Genomic DNA, 17,591 nt, shown 5'->3' with positions numbered 1-17,591 from the left:
TTCCTCGAGCTTCCGGATCCGATTTGAAACGGTTCAAATGGATGGTAGCGCACACATTCCGCGGCCCGTCAACGTCGCCGGACGACCGTTTCTCGTGAAAGCGGTTCCTCGCGCGGAAGCACGCGGACGCCTCCCCGCGGCGCGCCGGACGGCGAAGCGCCCGCCCTCGTCGGGACGTCTCCTGCGATAGCGTGACCGCGAGATCCGAGACCTCGAGCACGGGGCATCACCGAACGCTCGGGTCGAGGCGGCCGTCTCGCGGCGAGGGGAGCGCAGGGAATGGTGTCGGCCGAGCGATCCAGAGCCGGCAGGCGAGGGCGCTCCGCCCTGCACCTGTTGTGGACCGTCCCCGTCGCGTCGGCGCTCTCGTTCCCCATGCTGGCCCTGGCGGCGTTCAGCCTGTGCGGCGTCGGCTGCTACTCGCCGCAGTACGTCGCCTACGACGAGATCCCGTTCGCGATCTTCCTGTGCGCCGGCGGAGGCCTGCTCCTCCTGCTCGCGGTGCAGCTCGTCCCGTGGGCGCGAAGCGCGTGGGTCCGGCTTCTCGCCGCGATCCCGGCCGGAGCGCTCTGGGGCGGCGGCTGGCTCCTGTTCGGCCTGCGCGCGTTCGACCCGATGTCGCCCCTCTTCGGACGGTGACGCCGAGGGCCGGCGAGACGCATCACCACCATGAGACCTCAGCGGACCGCTGAGGTCTCATGGCCTGGGTGACGTCTCGTCAGCGGAGCGCGAATCAGTCGCGGGAGATGCGGATCATCTCGTCGCGCGGGACGACCTTGATGCGCGCGCGGCCCGTGGGGGCGCCGAGGGCGACCTCGTGCTCGTCGAGGCGATGCCAGCCGTCGAGGTCGGTCCAGGCGACTCCGCGCTCGGCGAGGAGCGCCGGGATGGCGTCCTCCGACGGGTCGGCGGGCTGCCACCAGGAGCCCTGGTCGTTGACCACGTGCTGGATGGTCTCCATCGCGTCGGACTTGGTGTGGCCGATCAGGCCCACGGGCCCGCGCTTGATCCAGCCGGTGGCGTACATGCCGGGGATGCGGTCGTTCGAGTCCTGCGAGAGCACCTGGCCCTCGTGGTTCGGGATGACGCCGTGGCGCTCGTCGAACGGCACGCCCGGGAGCGGCGAGCCGAAGTAGCCGACGGCACGGTAGAGCTGGCCCATCGGCACCTCGCGCAGCTCGCCGGTGCCGACCACGCCGCCCTGTCCGTCCGGCTTCGTGCGCTCGTAGACGAGCGCGGCCACACGGCCCTGCTCGTCCTTCTTCACCTCCACGGGCTTCGCCCAGAAGTGCAGGTGCAGGCGGCGCGAGGCCGTGCCGCCGGCGTTGTTCGCCGAGTCGCGCTGTCGCCACGACTGCAGCACGCGGTCGATGACCTTGACCTGCTTGTTGGTCTCGATCGCCGCCTTGGACGCCTCGTCGTAGTCGAAGTCCTCGTCGTACACGACCATGTCGACGTCGCGCAGCTCGCCGAGCTCGCGCAGCTCGAGCGGCGTGAACTTCACCTGCGCGGGCCCGCGGCGGCCGAACACATGCACGTCGGTGACGGGCGAGGCCTCGAGGATCTCGTACACGTTCTGCGGCACCTCCGTCGGCAGCAGATCGACCGCGTGCTTGGCGAGGATGCGCGAGACGTCGAGCGCGACGTTGCCGTTGCCGATCACGCCGACGGACGGCGCGGTGAGCGGCCACGTGCGCGGCACGTCGGGGTGGCCGTCGAACCAGCTCACGAAGTCGGCCGCGCCGTAGGACCCCTCGGCGTCGATGCCCGGGATCGCGAGGTCGGCGTCGCGCACCGCGCCGGTCGCGAAGATCACGGCGTTGTAGTGCGTGCGGAGATCGTCGAGCGTGATGTCCTCGCCGAAGCGCACGTTGCCGAACAGGCGGATGTCGCCGCGGTCGAGCACCTCCCGCAACGCGCCGATCACGCCCTTGATGCGCGGGTGGTCGGGCGCCACGCCGTAGCGCACGAGCCCGTACGGCGCGGGCAGGTGCTCGAACAGGTCGATCGACACGTCGAACCTGCGCTCGGTCTTCAGCAGGATGTCCGCGGCGTAGATGCCGGCGGGTCCCGCGCCGACGATGGCCAGCCTCAGCTTGGTCATTGGTTCCCTTTCAGGCGGTGCTGTCGGGCCGTCGGGCCCGGATGCATCTCATGAGTCTGCCCGCTGATCCTGGACGGATCCGGGCGAGGATCAGCTGCTGCGGTCGACGAGCGACTCGGCGAAGCGGACGAGCGCCTCGCGCACTCCCCCGCGCGGCAGCGGAGCGAGCGCGTCGATCGCCTCGCGCGTCCACGTCAGCGCGAGCTCGCGCGTGCGCGCGGTCGCCGGATGATCGCGGAGCTCGGCGAGCGGCTCGTCCAGGATCGCGGAGTCCTCGCCCGCGCCGATCCGCGCGACGCCGTCGTCGATGCGCGCGGTCAGCGCCTGCGCCTCGGGGTCGCCGGCGGCGGCGAGCAGCAGGTAGGGCATGGTGGGCACGCCCGCGCGCAGATCGGTGCCCGGCACCTTGCCGGTCTCGGCGGCGTCGGCCGACAGGTCGATCACGTCGTCGAGCAGCTGGAACGCGACGCCGACCTTCTCGCCGTAGACGCGCAGCGGCTCGCGGTAGCGCTCGTCGGCGTCCGAGAAGATCGCGCCCGCCTGCACCGACGCGGCGATGAGCGATCCGGTCTTGTCGGCGAGCACCTGGATGTAGAACGCGATGGGATCCTGGCCCGGCTGCACGCCGACGGTCTCATGCATCTGGCCGAGCACGAGACGCTCGAACGTGTCGGCCTGCAGCGCCATGGCTCGATCGCCGAGACGCGCCATGATCTGGCTCGCGCGCGAGAACAGCAGGTCGCCGGTCAGGATCGCGATGCTGTTGCCCCACACCTGATGGGCGCTCGCGACACCGCGGCGGCGGTCGGCGCCGTCCATGACGTCGTCGTGGTACAGCGATCCGAGGTGGGTGAGCTCGAGCGCCGTGGCCGCGTCGATCACGGCCGGGACCGCGCCGTTGCCGAGCTGCGCGGCGAGCATCGTGAGCATCGGGCGCACGCGCTTGCCGCCCGCCTCGTACAGGTAGCGGCTGGTGGCGTCGACCAGGGCGTCGGTCGAGCGCAGCTCCTCCGCGAGGCGCGCCTCGACGGACACCAGGCCCTCCTCGATCAGGCCGATGAGCCGCTTGGATCCGGGTCCGGCGAACACGCGCTCGCTCAGGCCGAATCGGCTCGCCACGGACGAGCCCGTCGTCGGTCGGGGGGTCACGCGTCCAGCCTACCGGCGGCGCCCGCGCCCCGGTCGTCGCCCGTCTCGGCGTCGAAGGACTTCGGCTCCGCCGGCTTCACGGCGTCCGGCTGCGCCGGCTTCACAGCACGGTGGAGCGCGACGATGCCGAAGCTGAGGTCGCGATACGCGACGTCCCCCCATCCGGCGTCGCGGATCCAGGACGACAGCGTCGGCTGATCCGGCCACTGCTTGATCGACTCGTTGAGGTAGTCGTACGCCTCGGTGTTGGAGGAGACCACGCGGGCGATGCGGGGCAGGACGCGGTCGTTGTAGTAGCGGTAGAGACCGCGGATCGCCGGCACGGGCGGGTGCGAGAACTCGCAGATCACGAGGCGGCCGCCGGGCCGGGTGACGCGCAGCAGCTCGGCGAGGGCCTGCCGCGGCTGCTTGACGTTGCGCAGGCCGAAGGACATCGTCACGGCGTCGAACTCGCCGTCGCCGAAGGGCAGCGCGGTGGCGTCGGCCTCGACGAACTCCAGGTTGCGGACGGCGCCGTGCCGGCGGCGTCCCTCGGCGATCATGCCGGGCGAGAAGTCGGCCGCGACCACGCGCGCGCCGCCGCGGGCGAGCGAGATGGAGGATGCGCCCGTTCCGGCCGCGAGGTCGAGGATGCGCTCCCCCGGCTTCGGCGCGACGGCGCGCGTGGTCGCGACGCGCCACAGGCGGTCGTTGCCGACGCTCAGCACGGTGTTCGTCACGTCGTACTTGGCGGCGACCTGGTCGAACATGCCGCTCACGCGCGCCGGGTCCTTGCCGAGGTCGGCGCGGTTGGGCTCGGGGCTTCCGGCGCGGGGAGTCACGCGTTCGAGTCTAGGCGCGCCAGCGCGCCGAGCCAGCGGTCGGCCGTGGCCTCGTCGAACGGCGGCTCGAGCGCGCGCACGCGGCGCTCGAGGTCGCGTGCGGTGGCCTCGAGGGCCTCGACCACGTCGGGCGGATAGCCGTACAGCACGCGGTGCTCCTGCCACTCGTCCTCGTCGTCGATGTAGACGCCGCGCCCGTCCAGGCGCCGGACGACGTCGAGATCCATGTCGATCGCGGTGGGCAGGCCCCCCTCCGGCCACCGCACATCCCATGCCACGTCGATGTACACGCGCGTGAGCTCGGGCGAGCCGTTGAAGGTCAGCACGTGGTCCTGCCGGCCGGCGGGCAGCATCATGACGCTCGGCGAGCGCAGCGTGACCTCCCGACCGGGACGGAAGCTGTGCGATCCGATCCGCTGGCCGACCCAGTCGCCCCACTCGTCCGATCCGAGGTACACGCACTCGTGCTCCCAGTGCGGGGACCCGTCCCACTTCCGCCAGCGGAAGTCGAGCGGGGTTCCGGGAGCGAGGCGCATGGGCTCGAGCCTAGGCGGGCCGAGGTCGCTCGACGTCGAGCGACCGCCGGGCGAGGGCCCCGACCGGCGGAACTAGGCTGACGGGGTGACCGATTCGCCCGACGTGCCGCGCTTGCTCGTGGAGACCCGGGAGACCGATCCGGTCGAGGATCCGCTGCTGTGGGCCGACCCCGCGTGGCCGACCGCGTGGCAGCGGCGCGGCGATCTGCTGGTGGGCGCGCGGCACGCGCTCTGGAACGCGAGCGCCTCGGGTCCGGAGCAGATCGCGAAGCTCGCCGCGCGGTGGCGCGCGGTGTCCGCGGCCGCGGAGGTCGACGACGAGGTGCGCCTGCCGGGCACGGGACTCGTCGCATTCGGCGCGCTCCCGTTCGACCCGGCATCCGCCCTCCCGGGCACGCTGACCGTGCCGGCGATGATCCTCGGGCGCCGCCGCGGGCGATCCTGGATCACCCGGATCCGCCGGGCCGGCGCCGATCCGGCGCCGGAACCGCCGCCGACGGAGTACGGCTCCCACTGGTCGGCCACGCTCGGGCCCGGGCGCATGGACCCCGCCGCGCACGGCGACGCGGTGCGCGCGGCGCTCGCGGCCATCGAGGCCGGCGAGGTGCAGAAGGTCGTGATCGCGCGCGACGTCGCGGGTACCGTGCCCGCCGACGCGGACCTGCGCCGCCTGGTGCGCGCGCTCGCGAGCGGCTACCCCGACACGTGGACGTTCTCGGTCGGCGGGATCATCGGCGCGAGCCCCGAGACGCTCGTCACGGTGCGCGGCGGCGAGGTCACGGCGCGCGTGCTGGCCGGCACCCGGGCGCGCGGCGCGGACGCCGACGAGGACACCGCGATCATCGCCGAGCTCGCCGCGAGCCCGAAGGACGTCGACGAGCACGAGTACGCCGTGCGGTCGGTGGTCGACGCGCTGCGCCCGCACACGTCGGCGCTGGCCGCGGCCGAGCAGCCCTTCACGCTCAAGCTGCCCAACCTGTGGCACCTCGCGACGGATGTCGAGGGAACGCTGTCGAACGGATCCAGCGCGCTCGACATGGTGCGCGCGCTGCACCCGACGGCGGCTGTCGCCGGCACCCCGCGCGATGCCGCGATGGCCGCGATCCGTCGCATCGAGCCCTTCGACCGCGGCCGCTATGCGGGCCCGGTCGGCTGGATCGACGGCGACGGCGACGGCGAGTGGGCCATCGCGCTGCGCTGCGCGCAGTTCGGCGCGCCCGGCGACGGTACCCGCGCGGTCGTCGCCCACGCGGGCGGCGGCATCGTCGCCGGCAGCATCCCCGAGGCCGAGCTGCTCGAGACGAGGGTGAAGTTCCGCCCGATCGTGGACAGTCTCGCTTAGCCGCGCGTGATCGATCGCTCGGCCGACGCTTCGCGCCGGCGCTCGCGCTCGATGGCTGTCGCTGGCGCTCCATCCACGCGCTGGTCGGCCGCTTCGCGGCACGCTCGCTTCGCTCGCACAGGGACCCGAAGTCTCCAATGGCCTTCGTGCCTGTTACAGCTCGTCCAGGAAGCCCAGGTACGGGTTGCGGAGGCGGCCCTCGGGGTCGAGCTCGCGGCTGAGCGCGGCGAAGTCGGCCAGGCGCGGCCACACCGCGGCGCGGGCGGCGGCGGTCATGGCGGAGAGCTTGCCCCAGTGCGAGCGCACCGCGAACGGCGCGAGCGCGGCCTCGATCTTCGCGACCACGGCCTCGACGGCCGGCTGGTCCGGCAGCCACGTGAAGTGCAGGCCCACCGCGTCGGTCTCGTACGCCGGACTCAGCCACAGGGAGTCGGCGCGCATCGACCGGATCTCCGTGACCTGGATGAGCGGGGCGATGTCGTCCGCCAGCTCCCGGATCGCGCGGATCGCCGCGACCGCGTGACGGCGCGGCACGAGGTGCTCGGACTGCAGCTCGGCGCCGCTGGAGGGAGTGTGGCTCAGCCGGAAGTGCGGCAGCCGGTCGAGCCAGCGTCCCGGCACGCCGAGCTGGGGCGTGCAGGCCTCGGGCGAGACGCCCGCGAGCATGTGCAGCGACTCGGTCGCGGGCGCCGGGTCCCCCGGGATCGCGGGCGCGTCCTCGCCGCGCGACTTCGTCCACACCTGGTCGACGACATCCGGATCCGTCCACCGCAGGAACAGGCTCACGCTGTAGGCGGCGCCCATCAGCGCGTCGAAGTGCGCGAGCGCGGTCTCGAGCGGCAGGCGCTCGTACAGCCTCTGGCGCACCTCGAACGACGGTTCGATGTCGAGCGTCACCGCCGTGACGATGCCGAGGGCGCCGAGCGAGACGACCGCGCCGTCGAACGCGGCGTCGCCGCGGCGCAGCGTCAGGACGTCGCCCGTCGCGGTCACCAGCTCGATCGCCGCGACCGCGGACGAGAGCGTGCCGACGCCGTCGCCGGATCCGTGCGTGCCGGTGGCGATCGCGCCGCCCACGGAGATGTGCGGCAGCGAGGCGAGGTTCGACAGCGCCCAGCCCTGCGCCTCGAGCGCCCGAGCCAGATCGCCGTATCGCACGCCCGCGCCGATCGTGACGGTGCGGGCGTCCGGATCGACACGCGGCTCCGACACGAGACCCGCGGTGGAGACGAGGGTCGCGTCGGTGTCCGCGATCAGGCTGAACGAGTGCCCGGATCCCAGCGCCCGCACTCCGCCGGGGCCGGTCAGGATCTCCCGCACGTCGTCCACGGTCGCCGGGTTCGCGATCCGGCTCGCCCGGAAGCGGACGTTGCCCGCCCAGTTCGTCAGCTCCATGTCAGGCGTCCTTCCGCTCGTCATCGGCGCCGGCGGCGATCCGCGTGCCCGCCTCGCGCAGCCACCTGGGCGGATCCGCCATGGCCGCATCGGGCGAGCCGGCGAGCGCGGTGAGGGAGACCACCTCGAGGCCCGCGGTGTCGGCGTCCCCGGCGATGCGGCCGGCGACGATCGCCGCCCGAGCGCCCGCGTCGCGGGCGAGCCCGGTCACGAAGGCCGGCGTCTTGCCGTCCGCCGACTGCCCGTCGTACGACCCCTCGCCCGTGATCACGAGGTCCGCGCCCGCGATCGCGTCGGGCAGGCCGGTCAGCGCCGCGATCTCCGCCGCGCCACCCGCGAGTCGCGCGCCCCAGGCGAGCAGGCCGAATCCGGTGCCGCCCGCGGCCCCCGCGCCGGGAGCGTCCGGATCCGCGTCCAGCAGGGCCGCGAGGCGCACGAGTCCCGCATCGGCGCGCGCGACGCCATCGGCGTCGAGGCCCTTCTGCGGACCGAAGACCGCCGCGGCACCCCGGCGCCCCGTGAGCGGGTTGGTGACGTCCGTCAGCACGAGCACGTCCGGTGCCGGCCGCAGGCGCGTGAGGTCGGCCTTCACCAGCTCCTCGAGACCGGCCGCGCCGGGCGGGATGGACAGGTCGTACGCGTCCGTGAAGCGGGCGCCGAGCGCCGTGAGGGCGCCGATCCCGCCGTCGGTGGACGCGCTGGATCCGATGCCCAGGACCAGCCGCGAGACGCCGTGATCCACGGCCGCGCGGATCGCCTGCCCGAAGCCGAGCGTGGACGCGTCGCGCCCGCGGAGATCCCCGTGCAGCAGCTCGATGCCCGACGTGGAGGCCAGCTCGACGACACCGGTGCCGCCGGGCGTCCCCTCGCCGGGCGGCAGCAGCAGCCACGACGCGTCGATCGGGAGCCCCGCGGGACCGGTGACCCGCACGGGCATGCGCCGCGCGTCCGGGATGGCGGTCGCGAACGCGTCGAGCGTGCCCTCGCCGCCGTCGGCCATGGGCCGCAGGATGACCTCGTCGCCGGGTCGCGCGCTCGACCACCCATCCGCGAGCGCCCGCGCGGCGTCGGCCGCGGCGCACGTGCCCTTGAAGCTGTCGGGGGCGATGACGACGCGGAGACTCACCCTCTTTATTCTGCCGCTTCGCGGGTAGTGCGTTCTCTTTTCCGCTTCGCGGGTAGTGCATGGGAGCGAGATCGATCGCTCGACCCGCGCAAGCGCGGGCGCTCGCGATCGATGGCTGTCGCAGGGCTCCATCCGGGGCGGACGTCGCGTTGTCGGGATGGTCGGCAGTCGCTGCGCTCCACGCTCACTTCGTTCGCAGGTGGCTGCGACAGCCGCAGCCGCAGCCGCGCCGCGGGACCTCGAGAACTACAGCGTGGCCTTCAGGCGGGCCTTCTCGTGCTCGACGTCGAAGTCGGCCTTCGGCCACTGGGGGTCGATGGCCTCGAGGGTCTCGAGCAGCAGCTCCTGCACGGCCAGGCGCGCGAACCACTTGCGGTTCGCGGGCACGACGTACCAGGGCGCCTCGTCGGTCGAGGTGCGCGTGAGCACGGTCTGGTAAGCGTCCATGTAGGAGCCCCAGCGGGCGCGCTCGTCGACGTCGCCGGGGTTGTACTTCCAGTGCTTGTCGGGGCGCTCGAGGCGGTCCATCAGTCGCTCGCCCTGCTCCTCGGGCGAGATGTGCAGCATGACCTTGATGATCCGGGTGCCGTGGTCGGCGAGGCGGCGCTCGAAGTCGACGATGGCGCCGTACCGCCGCTCGATCTCCCGCGGCTCGGCGAGCCCGCGGACGCGGCCGATCAGCACGTCCTCATAGTGCGAGCGGTCGAACACCCCGATCAGGCCGGGACCGGGCAGTCGCTTCTCGATGCGCCACAGGAAGTCGTGCGCGAGCTCCTCCTCCGTGGGCGCCTTGAACGCCGCCAGCTGGATGCCCTGCGGATCGACGCCTCCCACCACGTGCCGGATGACGCCGCCCTTGCCGGCGGAGTCCATCGCCTGCAGCACGAGCAGCACGGCATCCGTCGCCGTGCCGCCGCGGCTGGCGGCGTACAGCCGCTCCTGGTACTGGGCGAGCTGATCCAGCCCGGCCCGCAGGTCGACCTCGCCGTGGTGCTTGTCGCCGTCGTAGCCGGGGGTCGAGCGGGGATCGACGTCCTCGAGCCGGAAGCCCCTGGTCACGCGCAGGGCCCGCAGCGCGTCTTGGTTCCACTTGACCTGACTCTGGGCGATCATGGCGGACAGTCAACCACTCGGATCCTTCCTCTCGCGAGGGTCGCTGGCTACCGTGCGGGGATGGGGTTCTCGCCGCTCGGGCTGATCGTGAGCGTCGCCGTGCTCGCGCCGAGCCTGCTGCTGATCCGCCATCCGCCGCGCGACGGCCTGCCGGACGCGCGGCCGCCGCGGTGGCTCGGGGTGCTCGAGCGTGCGGGCCAGGCGCTGTGCCTCGTGATGCCGGTCATCGTCGCCCCGGGGCGCATCGCGCCGTGGTGGTCGCTCGCGGTGGCGACCGCCGTCATCCCGTACTGGGCCCTGTGGGCGCGCTATCTGCGCGGCGGCCGCACCGCCGAGCTGCTGTACCGGCCGCTCTGGCGCGTGCCCGTGCCGATGGCCGTGCTGCCGGTGCTGGCGTTCCTGGCCGCCGGGGCGTGGCTCGCGAATCCGTGGATCGCGCTCGCGGCGCTCGTGCTCGCCGCAGGGCACGTCCCGGTGTCCCTGATCGCGGCGCGGGCCGTGCGCGCGTGAGCGCGTCAGCGCTCGAGCGGGACTTCGATGATGCGGCGCGCGCCGGGGGTGATGAGCGCCTGGTCCAGTGCCGAGCGGGTGGTGACGCGCGTGTGCTCCCAGCCGTACGCGGCCGCGAGCCCCGCGATATCCGCGGACTGCGGCGTGTACTGCACGCGATCCATGTCGTCGCGCGAGGCGAGCGCGGCGACCTCGAGGCCGTCGAAGATCGTGCCGCCGCCGTCGTTCGCGACGATCAGCTGGATCCGCGGATGCTCCTCCGAGACCGGCAGCAGCAGCGCGCCGACGTCGTGCAGCAGCGTCAGGTCGCCCAGCAGGACGCGCGTGACGCCCGGGCGGTCGGCGTCCTGGCTCGCGAGAGCGATGCCGAGCGCGGTGGAGATCGTGCCGTCGATGCCGGCGAGCCCGCGGTTGGCGTGCACCGGCACGCGCTTGCCGGGCAGCACCGCGTCGGCGACGCGGACGAGGCGCGACGACCCGAACATCAGCCGGTCGTGCGGCCAGGTCGCGGCCCACACCGCGGCGGCCAGCTGCTCCCGGTCGAGCGGACGCCGGATGGCCGCGAGCTCGGCGCGGGTCGCCTGCGCGCGGGCGAGCGGATCCTTCGACGTCAGCCCGTCGAGATCCGGTGCGGGGGCGTCCAGGTCGACGGCCTGCGCGGCGGACGCGCGCATCCAGGATCCAAGCCACTCGCGATCCGGATCGCCCGGTTCGACGGTGACGGACGGCGCTCCGATCGTCTCGTGGTTGAGATCGAGCAGTTCGCCCGGGCCGGCGACGGCGATCACCTCGACGTCGGCGCGCGACAGGAGCGCCGTCACCTCGCGGGACAGCGTCGGGTGACCGAACACCACGGCGCGCTCGATGCGACCGCCCAGGGCGGGATCGCGCAGCAGCGCGCGGTAGCCGTGGACGATCTGCCGGCCGAAGCGGGCGCCGCTCACGATCTCGGCGATGAGCGGCCAGCCGCCGGCGTGCGCGGTCTCCTCGGCCGCGGGGCCCGCGTCGGCGCCTGCGATCACCACGGTGCGCATGCCCTGTGACAGCGTGAGCGGGTCACCGGGTTCCGGCGCGCGCGCCGGCGCCCCCGCCCGCGACTCGCCCGCCTCGAACCACGCCGGGAGCGATCCGGCGAGCGGTTCGCGATACGGCAGGTTCAGGTGACCGACGCCCTGCTCGGGTCCCCGCGTCACCCGCGCATACGCCTCCGCGGCCGTCTCGCGCACGTGGTCCAGCTCGCCCGCCGTCCCCTCCGGCGTCGGCAGGTCGTCCGCGAAGAGCAGATTGCGGAACATGCCGGGCTGCGTCGTCGTCTGATTCGCGCCCACCCCGCGCAGCTCGGGCGGCCGGTCGGCCGTGAGCAGCAGCAGCGGCACGCCCGCATGAGACGCCTCCAGCGCGGCCGGCATCAGGTTCGCGACCGCCGTGCCGGAGGTGCAGATCACGACGGCGGGCACGCGGGTCTCGCGGCCGATGCCGAGCGCCGTGAAGCCGGCCACGCGCTCGTCGATCCGCACGTGCAGCCGGACGCGTCCCGCCCGCTCGAGCGCCGCCGCCGCGAGCGCGAGCGCCTGGGAGCGCGAGCCGGGGCTGACGACGATGTGACGCACGCCCTGGCCGACGAGCTCGTCGAGCAGCGCGGCCGCCGCGTCGCTCGCCGGCGAGGCGCCGGTGCCGCGGCTCACGTCAGAGCGTCCCGCCGCGGCGTCCGCGGGGGTCGTCATCGCCGTTCGGCTCGTCCGGCTTCTCGTCGTCGCCGGGCTTCGGCTGCTCGTCGGTCTCCGAGTCCAGGCGCGCGAGCTCCTCCTCGAGCAGGCGGATCCGCTCGTCCTGGTCGCTCACGCCCTTGAGGGTGCCGAGGAAGTTCGGGTCGTCGTCCGGGGCGACGACGCGTCCCGGGGGCTGCTTGCGCGCGCGCCCCAGCACGAACCAGAGGATGCCTCCCAGCACCGGGATCAGCACGACGATCGCGATCCACGCGCCCTTCGAGACGCCCCGATGGCGCGACGGCGACTGCACCGCGCAGTCGACGATGCTGAAGACCCAGAACACGACCGCGGCGATGCCGAGAACGATGAGAAGGCGTGCCACCTCCTCATCCTAGGCGCGCCGGACGGGCACGGGATGGGCTTGACGCGGCGGGCGTTCAGGCGGCGAATCTAGGCTGGTCGACGTGAAGAAGTCGGCCGGTGTCTCGCTCCTCGTCTACTCGGTGCTGCGCCTCGCGGCGTTCCTGGTGCCGTTCGGGCTGATGATGCTGCTGCCGGCGTTCCACGACCTGTGGTGGCTGGCCGCGATCTTCTCCGCGCTGATCGGCCTGAGCATCTCGGTGCTGTTCCTCCGCCGCCCGCTGGGCGACGTGTCCCAGTCGCTCGCCGCGCGCCGCGAGGCCGCCGAGACCGCGCCCCGGGCCCGCACCGAGCGCGAAATCGAGGACGAGCTCGAGGACGAGGCCAACGACCGCGCCATGCATTCTCCTCCCGCTTCGCGGGGCCGTGCGGAGAACGTGATCGATCGCTCGCCCGACGCTCCGCGCCGGGACTCGTGATCGAAGGCTGTCGCTGACGCTCCATCCCCTGAATGTCTCGTTCTCGAGATGGTCGGCATTCGCTTCGCTCAACGCTCACTTCGTTCGCACCGGGTCGGATCGCGGCGTCCTGCACGTCGACCGCACCAGATGCCGGGCAACCTCACCCCGCGAAGCTCCAGAACAGGAAGCCCGCATAGCCGAGCGCGGTCAGCGACGTCAGCGCCAGGGCCGTGACGAGCTCGCGCGGCTGCCGGTAGGTCCAGACGATCAGGATCGCCGGGCCCGCCGCGAGCAGCGCCAGCGACGCCATCCACGCGATCGGGTAGAAGAACGCCAGGAACCACGACGTCCCGAACGCGAGCACAATGAACGCCGTGTAGAGGATCTGCGTGCCGCGCCGGCCGATCAGCACGCTGAGCGTGCGCTTGCCGACACGGCGGTCCTGGTCGATGTCGCGCAGGTTGTTGGCGAGCAGCACGGCGCACGCCAGCAGGCCGGCGCCGATCGCGCCGACCCACGCCTCCTGGGGCAGCGCGAGCGCCTGCACCCACGTGGTGCCGAGCGTCGCGACCAGGCCGAAGAAGACGAAGACGAACACCTCGCCGAGCGCGTTGTAGCCGTACGGCCGCCGGCCGCCCGTGTAGAACCACGCCGCGACGATGCACACGAGGCCGACCACGATGAACCACCACTGCTGCGTGCGGATCGTGATCGCGAGCCCCGCGACGGCCGACAGGGCGAAGAACGCGAACGCGGCGATGAGCACGGTGCGCGGCCGCACGCGTCCCGAGGCCGTGAGGCGGGCGGGCCCGACGCGGTGCGCGTCGGTGCCGCGGATGCCGTCGCTGTAGTCGTTGGCGAAGTTCACGCCGATCTGCAGCGTCACCGCGACCGCGAGGCACGCGAGCGCCAGCACCCAGTGGAACAGGCCGCTGACCAGGATGGCCGCGCCCGTGCCGATCACGACCGGGGCGACCGCGAGGGGCAGCGTGCGCAGCCGCGCGGCGCCGATCCAGTCCCCCAGCGTCACGGGCGCCGCGGTCGGCGACGCCGCCGTGCGCGCGGAGCTGCGCTTGGCCGGGTTGCCGCTGATGCCTCGGGTGCTGGTGCGCTTCGCCACGATTCCCGAGTTTACCGAGCGGGATCCCGTCCCCCTCGTCCGCACAGCGCAGGATCCGGATCCGCCCGCCGGCGACCGGTCCCCGGGGTCCCGTGGATGTCACGCCCGGGTGGCGGAATCCGTCCTGCGTTGTGTCCGTGGATGGAGCACCTTCGCTTGCATCGTTGGGGTACTGAGTAATACGCTGGGGCCCTCGCGACGAGCGCGAGCAGGCGATCGAGGGAGATCCCGATGCAGTACTTCCAGCACGGCTACCACCCCGGCGACCCGACCGTCGCGCCCGCGGCCGCCGACCGATGGCAGCCGGGCCTGCCCGACGAGGTCGACGTGCTGATCGTCGGCACCGGTCCCGCCGGGCTCGTTCTGGCGGCGCAGCTCGCGCGGTTCCCGCAGATCCGGACCCGCATCGTCGAGCGCCGCACCGGGCCGCTGCTGCGGGGTCAGGCCGACGGCGTCGCGTGCCGCTCCGTCGAGATGTTCCAGGCGTTCGGCGTGGCGCAGAAGCTGCTCGCCGAGTCGTACTGGGTCAACGAGACGATCATGTGGCAGCCGGATCCGGCCGATCGGCGTGACATCGTGCGCACGAGCCGCGTGCAGGACGTCGAGGACGGCCTGAGCGAGATGCCGCACGTGATCATGAACCAGGCGCGCGTGCACGACTATCTGCTCGAGTCGATGCGGAAGCAGCCCTCGCGTCTCGAGCCCGACTACGGCTGGGCCTTCGAGTCGCTCGAGACGCCGGACGACGACGCCCCGGTGACCGTCACGCTCGCACATCACGACGCCCACGGTGCGACCGGCCGGACCCGCTCGATCCGGGCCCGCTACGTGGTCGGCGCCGACGGCGCCCGCAGCGGCGTGCGCCGGGCGATCGGCCGCTCGCTGTCGGGCGACGCGGCGAACCACGCGTGGGGCGTCATGGACGTCCTCGCCGACACCGACTTCCCCGACCTGCGCTACAAGACCATGATCCAGTCGGACGGGCGGGGCTCGATCCTGATCATCCCCCGCGAGGGCGGACGCCTCGCGCGGCTGTACGTCGACCTCGGCACCGTCACCGACGAGAACCGCGAGCGCCTGCGCGCGATGTCGGCCGCGCAGATCGTCGAGGTCGCGAACGGCGTGATGCATCCGTACTCGCTCGACGTGCGCGAGACCGTGTGGTCCTCGGTGTACGAGGTCGCGCAGCGCATCGCGGACGGCTTCGACGACGCCGCCGGGCGCGACCGCGCGCCCCGCGTGTTCATCGCGGGCGACGCCTGCCACACGCACTCGGCCAAGGCGGGCCAGGGCATGAACGTGTCGATGCAGGACGCGTTCAACCTGGGCTGGAAGCTCGCCGCGGTGCTCACGGGCCGCGCGCCCGAGGCGCTGCTGGAGACCTACGACGCCGAGCGCCGCCCGATCGCGCAGGAGCTGATCGACTTCGACAAGGAGTGGTCGGCCATGCTGGCGCAGCCCGCGAAGGATCCGGATCACCCGGAGCGCGGCGGCGTCTCGCCCGCCGAGCTCGCCGAGTACTGGACGCGGCAGGGTCGCTACACGGCCGGCGTCGCGGCGCGCTACTCGCCCTCGTCGCTCACGGGCGAGGGCACGCACCAGGCCCTCGCCACCGGGTTCGAGATCGGCACGCGCTTCCACTCGGCGCCGGTCGTGCGGGTCGGCGACGGCCGCCTGGTCGAGCTCGGCCACGCGCACGAGGCCGACGGTCGCTGGCGCCTGTACGCGTTCGGGGACCGGGACGAGACCCGGCTGCGCGCGCTCGCGTACTGGCTGGCGACGGATCCGTCCTCCCCCGTCGTGCGGTTCCGTCGCGACGGCGACGACGTCGATGCGGTCTTCGACGTGCGCGGCATCCTGCAGGCGCATCTGCACGACATCGACTTCACGGCGCTCCCCGAGATCCTGCGGCCGCGGAACGGGGCGCTCGGCCTGGTCGACTACGAGAAGGCGTACACGGCCGCGCCGGTCGGGTCGGCGGCGACCGCGGACATCGACGTGTTCCGCGCTCGCGGCGTCGACCGCGAGACGGGCGCCCTCGTGGTCGTGCGCCCCGACCAGTACATCGCGCACGTCCTGCCGCTGGACGGATACGAGGAGCTCGCGGCGTTCTTCGACCGCATCCTCACCCCGGCCGCCGCCGCGATCGCGTGACGGGCGCGGGCCCGCTGCTGAGGCAGGATGAACGGGTGGAACACCCGATCGACGACGCGCCGGAGCCGCTGCGGCACCTCGGGCATCTGCTGCGGCGCGCGCAGCAGATGCACCTGGCGGCATGGCAGCGCGACGTCTCCCGCGACGTCACGAGCGTGCAGTACGCCGTGCTGACGGTGCTCGAGCGCCTGCCCGGTCTCAGCCAGGCGACGCTGGGCGCGGAGCTCGACCTCGATCGCTCCACGATCGCCGATCTCGTGAGCCGGATGACCCGGCGTGGCCTGATCGAGCGCGCCATGGATCCGGCCGACCGCCGCCGCAACGTGCTGCGGCTCACGCGTCTCGGCCGCGCCACGGTGACCGAGCTGCGACCCCGCGTCGACGGCCTCGAGACCGTCATGGCCGGGGACCTCTCCCGCGAGGACCGCGGCGAGCTGCGCCGCATGCTGCGGACGATGCTCGCCGGCGCGCAGCGCCAGGGTCTCCTGTCGGGGGACTGAGCCCGGCGACCCGCCCCTCGCCCCGCCCCGCCCCGCGGCCTACGGTGGCCTCATGACGGCACGGGCGGCGGCAGCGGCGGCGCTCCTCGCCGCGCTCGCGCTCTCGGCTTGCGCGCCGCCTGACCCCGGCCCGACCGCGCTGCCCGTCCCGTCGCCGACTGATCCCGCCGCGACCCCGACGGACGCCGCCGCTCCGCCGCCCGAGCAGTCCGCCCCCCAGGTGGTCGCGCGAGGCCTGCAGGCGCCCTGGTCGATCGCCCGCTCGGGTGACCTCGTGCTCGTGAGCGAGCGCGACTCGGGCCGGATCCTGCGTCTCGCCGACGACGGATCCACGCACGGGATCGGCGTGGTCGACGGCGTCGTGCACGGCGGAGAGGGCGGCCTGCTCGGCCTCGCGTTCGACGAGGAGGGGCGGCTCTACGCGTACTCCACGGGCCCGGACGGCAACCGCATCCAGCGCTTCGCGCTCGAGGGCGGTGCGCTCGGCGCGGCCGAGACGATCCTCGACGGCCTGCCCGCCGGATCGAACCACAATGGCGGCCGGCTCGCGTTCGGTCCCGACGGCATGCTGTACGCGGGCGTGGGCGACGCGGGCGATCCGTCGAACGCGCAGGATCCCGCATCGCTCGGCGGCAAGATCCTGCGCATGACGCCGGACGGCGATCCGGCTCCGGGCAATCCGGATCCGGCATCGCTCGTGTACTCGCTCGGGCACCGCAACGTGCAGGGTCTCGCGTGGTCCTCGGACGGCACGATGTACGCCACCGAGTTCGGGCAGAACACGTGGGACGAGCTGAACCGGATCGTGGCGGGCCGGAACTACGGCTGGCCGGAGGTCGAGGGCGCCGGCGGGCGCGACCGCGGCTTCGAGGATCCGCTGCTGCAGTGGGCGACCTCGGAGGCGAGCCCGAGCGGCATGGCGATCGTGGACGACGCGATCCTGATCGCGAACCTGCGCGGCGAGCGCCTGCGCGCCATGACGGTCGCGGCGCCCGAGCAGGGCATCGAACTGCACACGGGCGAGTTCGGCCGGCTGCGCGACGTCGCCGCGGCGCCGGACGGCGGCATCTGGATCCTCACCAACAACACCGACGGCCGCGGCGACCCCGGGCCGGACGACGACCGCATCATCCGCATCGAGCTGCCCACCGGTCGCTGAGCGAGCCGCAGGCGAGCAGAGACGACCCCGGC

General features: G+C 73.3%; 17 protein-coding genes. 7 read left to right on the top strand and 10 right to left on the bottom strand.

The window, feature by feature from the left end; all coding sequences use genetic code 11:
* Nucleotides 1–336: 336 nt before the first annotated feature.
* Nucleotides 337–639 carry a hypothetical protein gene (locus AAD528_RS07790; protein ID WP_345751505.1) on the top strand — a complete coding sequence of 101 codons (303 nt, stop codon included), beginning with the start codon at nt 337–339 and terminating at the stop codon, nt 637–639.
* Nucleotides 640–733: 94 nt separating this feature from the next.
* Here AAD528_RS07790 and AAD528_RS07785 read toward each other — a convergent pair whose 3' ends face one another.
* The 4 genes from AAD528_RS07785 to AAD528_RS07770 all read right to left on the bottom strand — a co-directional run bounded on the left by AAD528_RS07785 (nt 734) and on the right by AAD528_RS07770 (nt 4,610).
* A complete protein-coding gene (locus AAD528_RS07785; protein WP_345751504.1) occupies nt 734–2,104 on the bottom strand; it encodes an FAD-dependent oxidoreductase in 1,371 nt (456 codons plus the stop codon).
* Between the two features lie 90 nt (nt 2,105–2,194).
* Entirely contained in the window at nt 2,195–3,253 is a 1,059-nt protein-coding gene (locus AAD528_RS07780; protein ID WP_345751503.1) for a polyprenyl synthetase family protein, read from the bottom strand.
* Nucleotides 3,250–4,074 carry a class I SAM-dependent methyltransferase gene (locus AAD528_RS07775; protein WP_345751502.1) on the bottom strand — a complete coding sequence of 275 codons (825 nt, stop codon included), beginning with the start codon at nt 4,072–4,074 and terminating at the stop codon, nt 3,250–3,252. Before AAD528_RS07775 ends, AAD528_RS07780 begins: the two co-directional genes overlap by 4 nt.
* Nucleotides 4,071–4,610 (bottom strand): DUF402 domain-containing protein, encoded by a 540-nt coding sequence (locus AAD528_RS07770; protein ID WP_345751501.1) that lies wholly within the window; start codon nt 4,608–4,610, stop codon nt 4,071–4,073. Before AAD528_RS07770 ends, AAD528_RS07775 begins: the two co-directional genes overlap by 4 nt.
* A gap of 85 nt (nt 4,611–4,695) precedes the next feature.
* Between AAD528_RS07770 and AAD528_RS07765 the strand changes: the two genes are divergently transcribed.
* The gene (locus AAD528_RS07765; RefSeq protein ID WP_345751500.1) at nt 4,696–5,952 is read left to right on the top strand and encodes an isochorismate synthase; all 1,257 of its coding nucleotides are present in this window, start codon (nt 4,696–4,698) and stop codon (nt 5,950–5,952) included.
* 153 nt (nt 5,953–6,105) lie between these two features.
* On the opposite strand, the gene AAD528_RS07760 is transcribed toward AAD528_RS07765, so the two are convergent.
* From AAD528_RS07760 to AAD528_RS07750, 3 genes are all read right to left on the bottom strand, one after another.
* Entirely contained in the window at nt 6,106–7,347 is a 1,242-nt protein-coding gene (locus AAD528_RS07760) for an FAD-binding protein (RefSeq protein WP_345751499.1), read from the bottom strand.
* A 1-nt stretch (nt 7,348) separates the two neighbouring features.
* Nucleotides 7,349–8,473 carry a glycerate kinase gene (locus tag AAD528_RS07755; protein WP_345751498.1) on the bottom strand — a complete coding sequence of 375 codons (1,125 nt, stop codon included), beginning with the start codon at nt 8,471–8,473 and terminating at the stop codon, nt 7,349–7,351.
* Between the two features lie 246 nt (nt 8,474–8,719).
* Complete coding sequence (locus tag AAD528_RS07750; protein WP_345751497.1) at nt 8,720–9,586, bottom strand: polyphosphate kinase 2 family protein; 867 nt, start codon at nt 9,584–9,586, stop codon at nt 8,720–8,722.
* 60 nt (nt 9,587–9,646) lie between these two features.
* On the opposite strand from AAD528_RS07750, the gene AAD528_RS07745 reads away from it, so the two are divergent.
* On the top strand, nt 9,647–10,096 hold the full coding sequence (locus AAD528_RS07745; protein ID WP_345751496.1) for a hypothetical protein: 450 nt from the start codon (nt 9,647–9,649) through the stop codon (nt 10,094–10,096).
* A 5-nt stretch (nt 10,097–10,101) separates the two neighbouring features.
* On the opposite strand, the gene menD is transcribed toward AAD528_RS07745, so the two are convergent.
* Complete coding sequence (gene menD / locus AAD528_RS07740) at nt 10,102–11,820, bottom strand: 2-succinyl-5-enolpyruvyl-6-hydroxy-3-cyclohexene-1-carboxylic-acid synthase (RefSeq protein ID WP_345751495.1); 1,719 nt, start codon at nt 11,818–11,820, stop codon at nt 10,102–10,104.
* Nucleotides 11,783–12,187: a PLD nuclease N-terminal domain-containing protein gene (locus tag AAD528_RS07735; protein WP_345751494.1), complete on the bottom strand. Its 405-nt coding sequence runs from the start codon at nt 12,185–12,187 to the stop codon at nt 11,783–11,785. Before AAD528_RS07735 ends, menD begins: the two co-directional genes overlap by 38 nt.
* An 82-nt stretch (nt 12,188–12,269) precedes the next feature.
* Between AAD528_RS07735 and AAD528_RS07730 the strand changes: the two genes are divergently transcribed.
* Nucleotides 12,270–12,644, top strand: a complete 375-nt coding sequence (locus tag AAD528_RS07730) for a DUF4229 domain-containing protein (RefSeq protein WP_345751493.1) — start codon at nt 12,270–12,272, stop codon at nt 12,642–12,644.
* A 142-nt stretch (nt 12,645–12,786) separates the two neighbouring features.
* Here the strand turns inward: AAD528_RS07730 and AAD528_RS07725 are convergent, their stop codons facing one another.
* Nucleotides 12,787–13,746 (bottom strand): 1,4-dihydroxy-2-naphthoate polyprenyltransferase, encoded by a 960-nt coding sequence (locus tag AAD528_RS07725; RefSeq protein ID WP_345751492.1) that lies wholly within the window; start codon nt 13,744–13,746, stop codon nt 12,787–12,789.
* A 231-nt stretch (nt 13,747–13,977) separates the two neighbouring features.
* Here AAD528_RS07725 and AAD528_RS07720 point away from each other — a divergent pair, with 231 nt between their 5' ends.
* The 3 genes from AAD528_RS07720 to AAD528_RS07710 are packed head-to-tail and all read left to right on the top strand — an operon-like array spanning nt 13,978 to nt 17,559.
* Nucleotides 13,978–15,900 carry an FAD-dependent monooxygenase gene (locus tag AAD528_RS07720; RefSeq protein WP_345751491.1) on the top strand — a complete coding sequence of 641 codons (1,923 nt, stop codon included), beginning with the start codon at nt 13,978–13,980 and terminating at the stop codon, nt 15,898–15,900.
* Nucleotides 15,901–15,935: 35 nt separating this feature from the next.
* On the top strand, nt 15,936–16,400 hold the full coding sequence (locus AAD528_RS07715) for a MarR family winged helix-turn-helix transcriptional regulator (protein WP_345751490.1): 465 nt from the start codon (nt 15,936–15,938) through the stop codon (nt 16,398–16,400).
* A gap of 52 nt (nt 16,401–16,452) precedes the next feature.
* Nucleotides 16,453–17,559 carry a PQQ-dependent sugar dehydrogenase gene (locus AAD528_RS07710; RefSeq protein ID WP_345751489.1) on the top strand — a complete coding sequence of 369 codons (1,107 nt, stop codon included), beginning with the start codon at nt 16,453–16,455 and terminating at the stop codon, nt 17,557–17,559.
* The last annotated feature ends 32 nt before the right edge of the window (nt 17,560–17,591 follow it).

The sequence above is a fragment of the Microbacterium rhizophilum genome (assembly GCF_039605615.1).
GTDB classification, from domain to species: domain Bacteria; phylum Actinomycetota; class Actinomycetes; order Actinomycetales; family Microbacteriaceae; genus Microbacterium; species Microbacterium rhizophilus.
The sequence above is the reverse complement of the archived record's forward strand: the minus strand, read 5'-3'. Positions and strand labels throughout refer to the sequence as shown.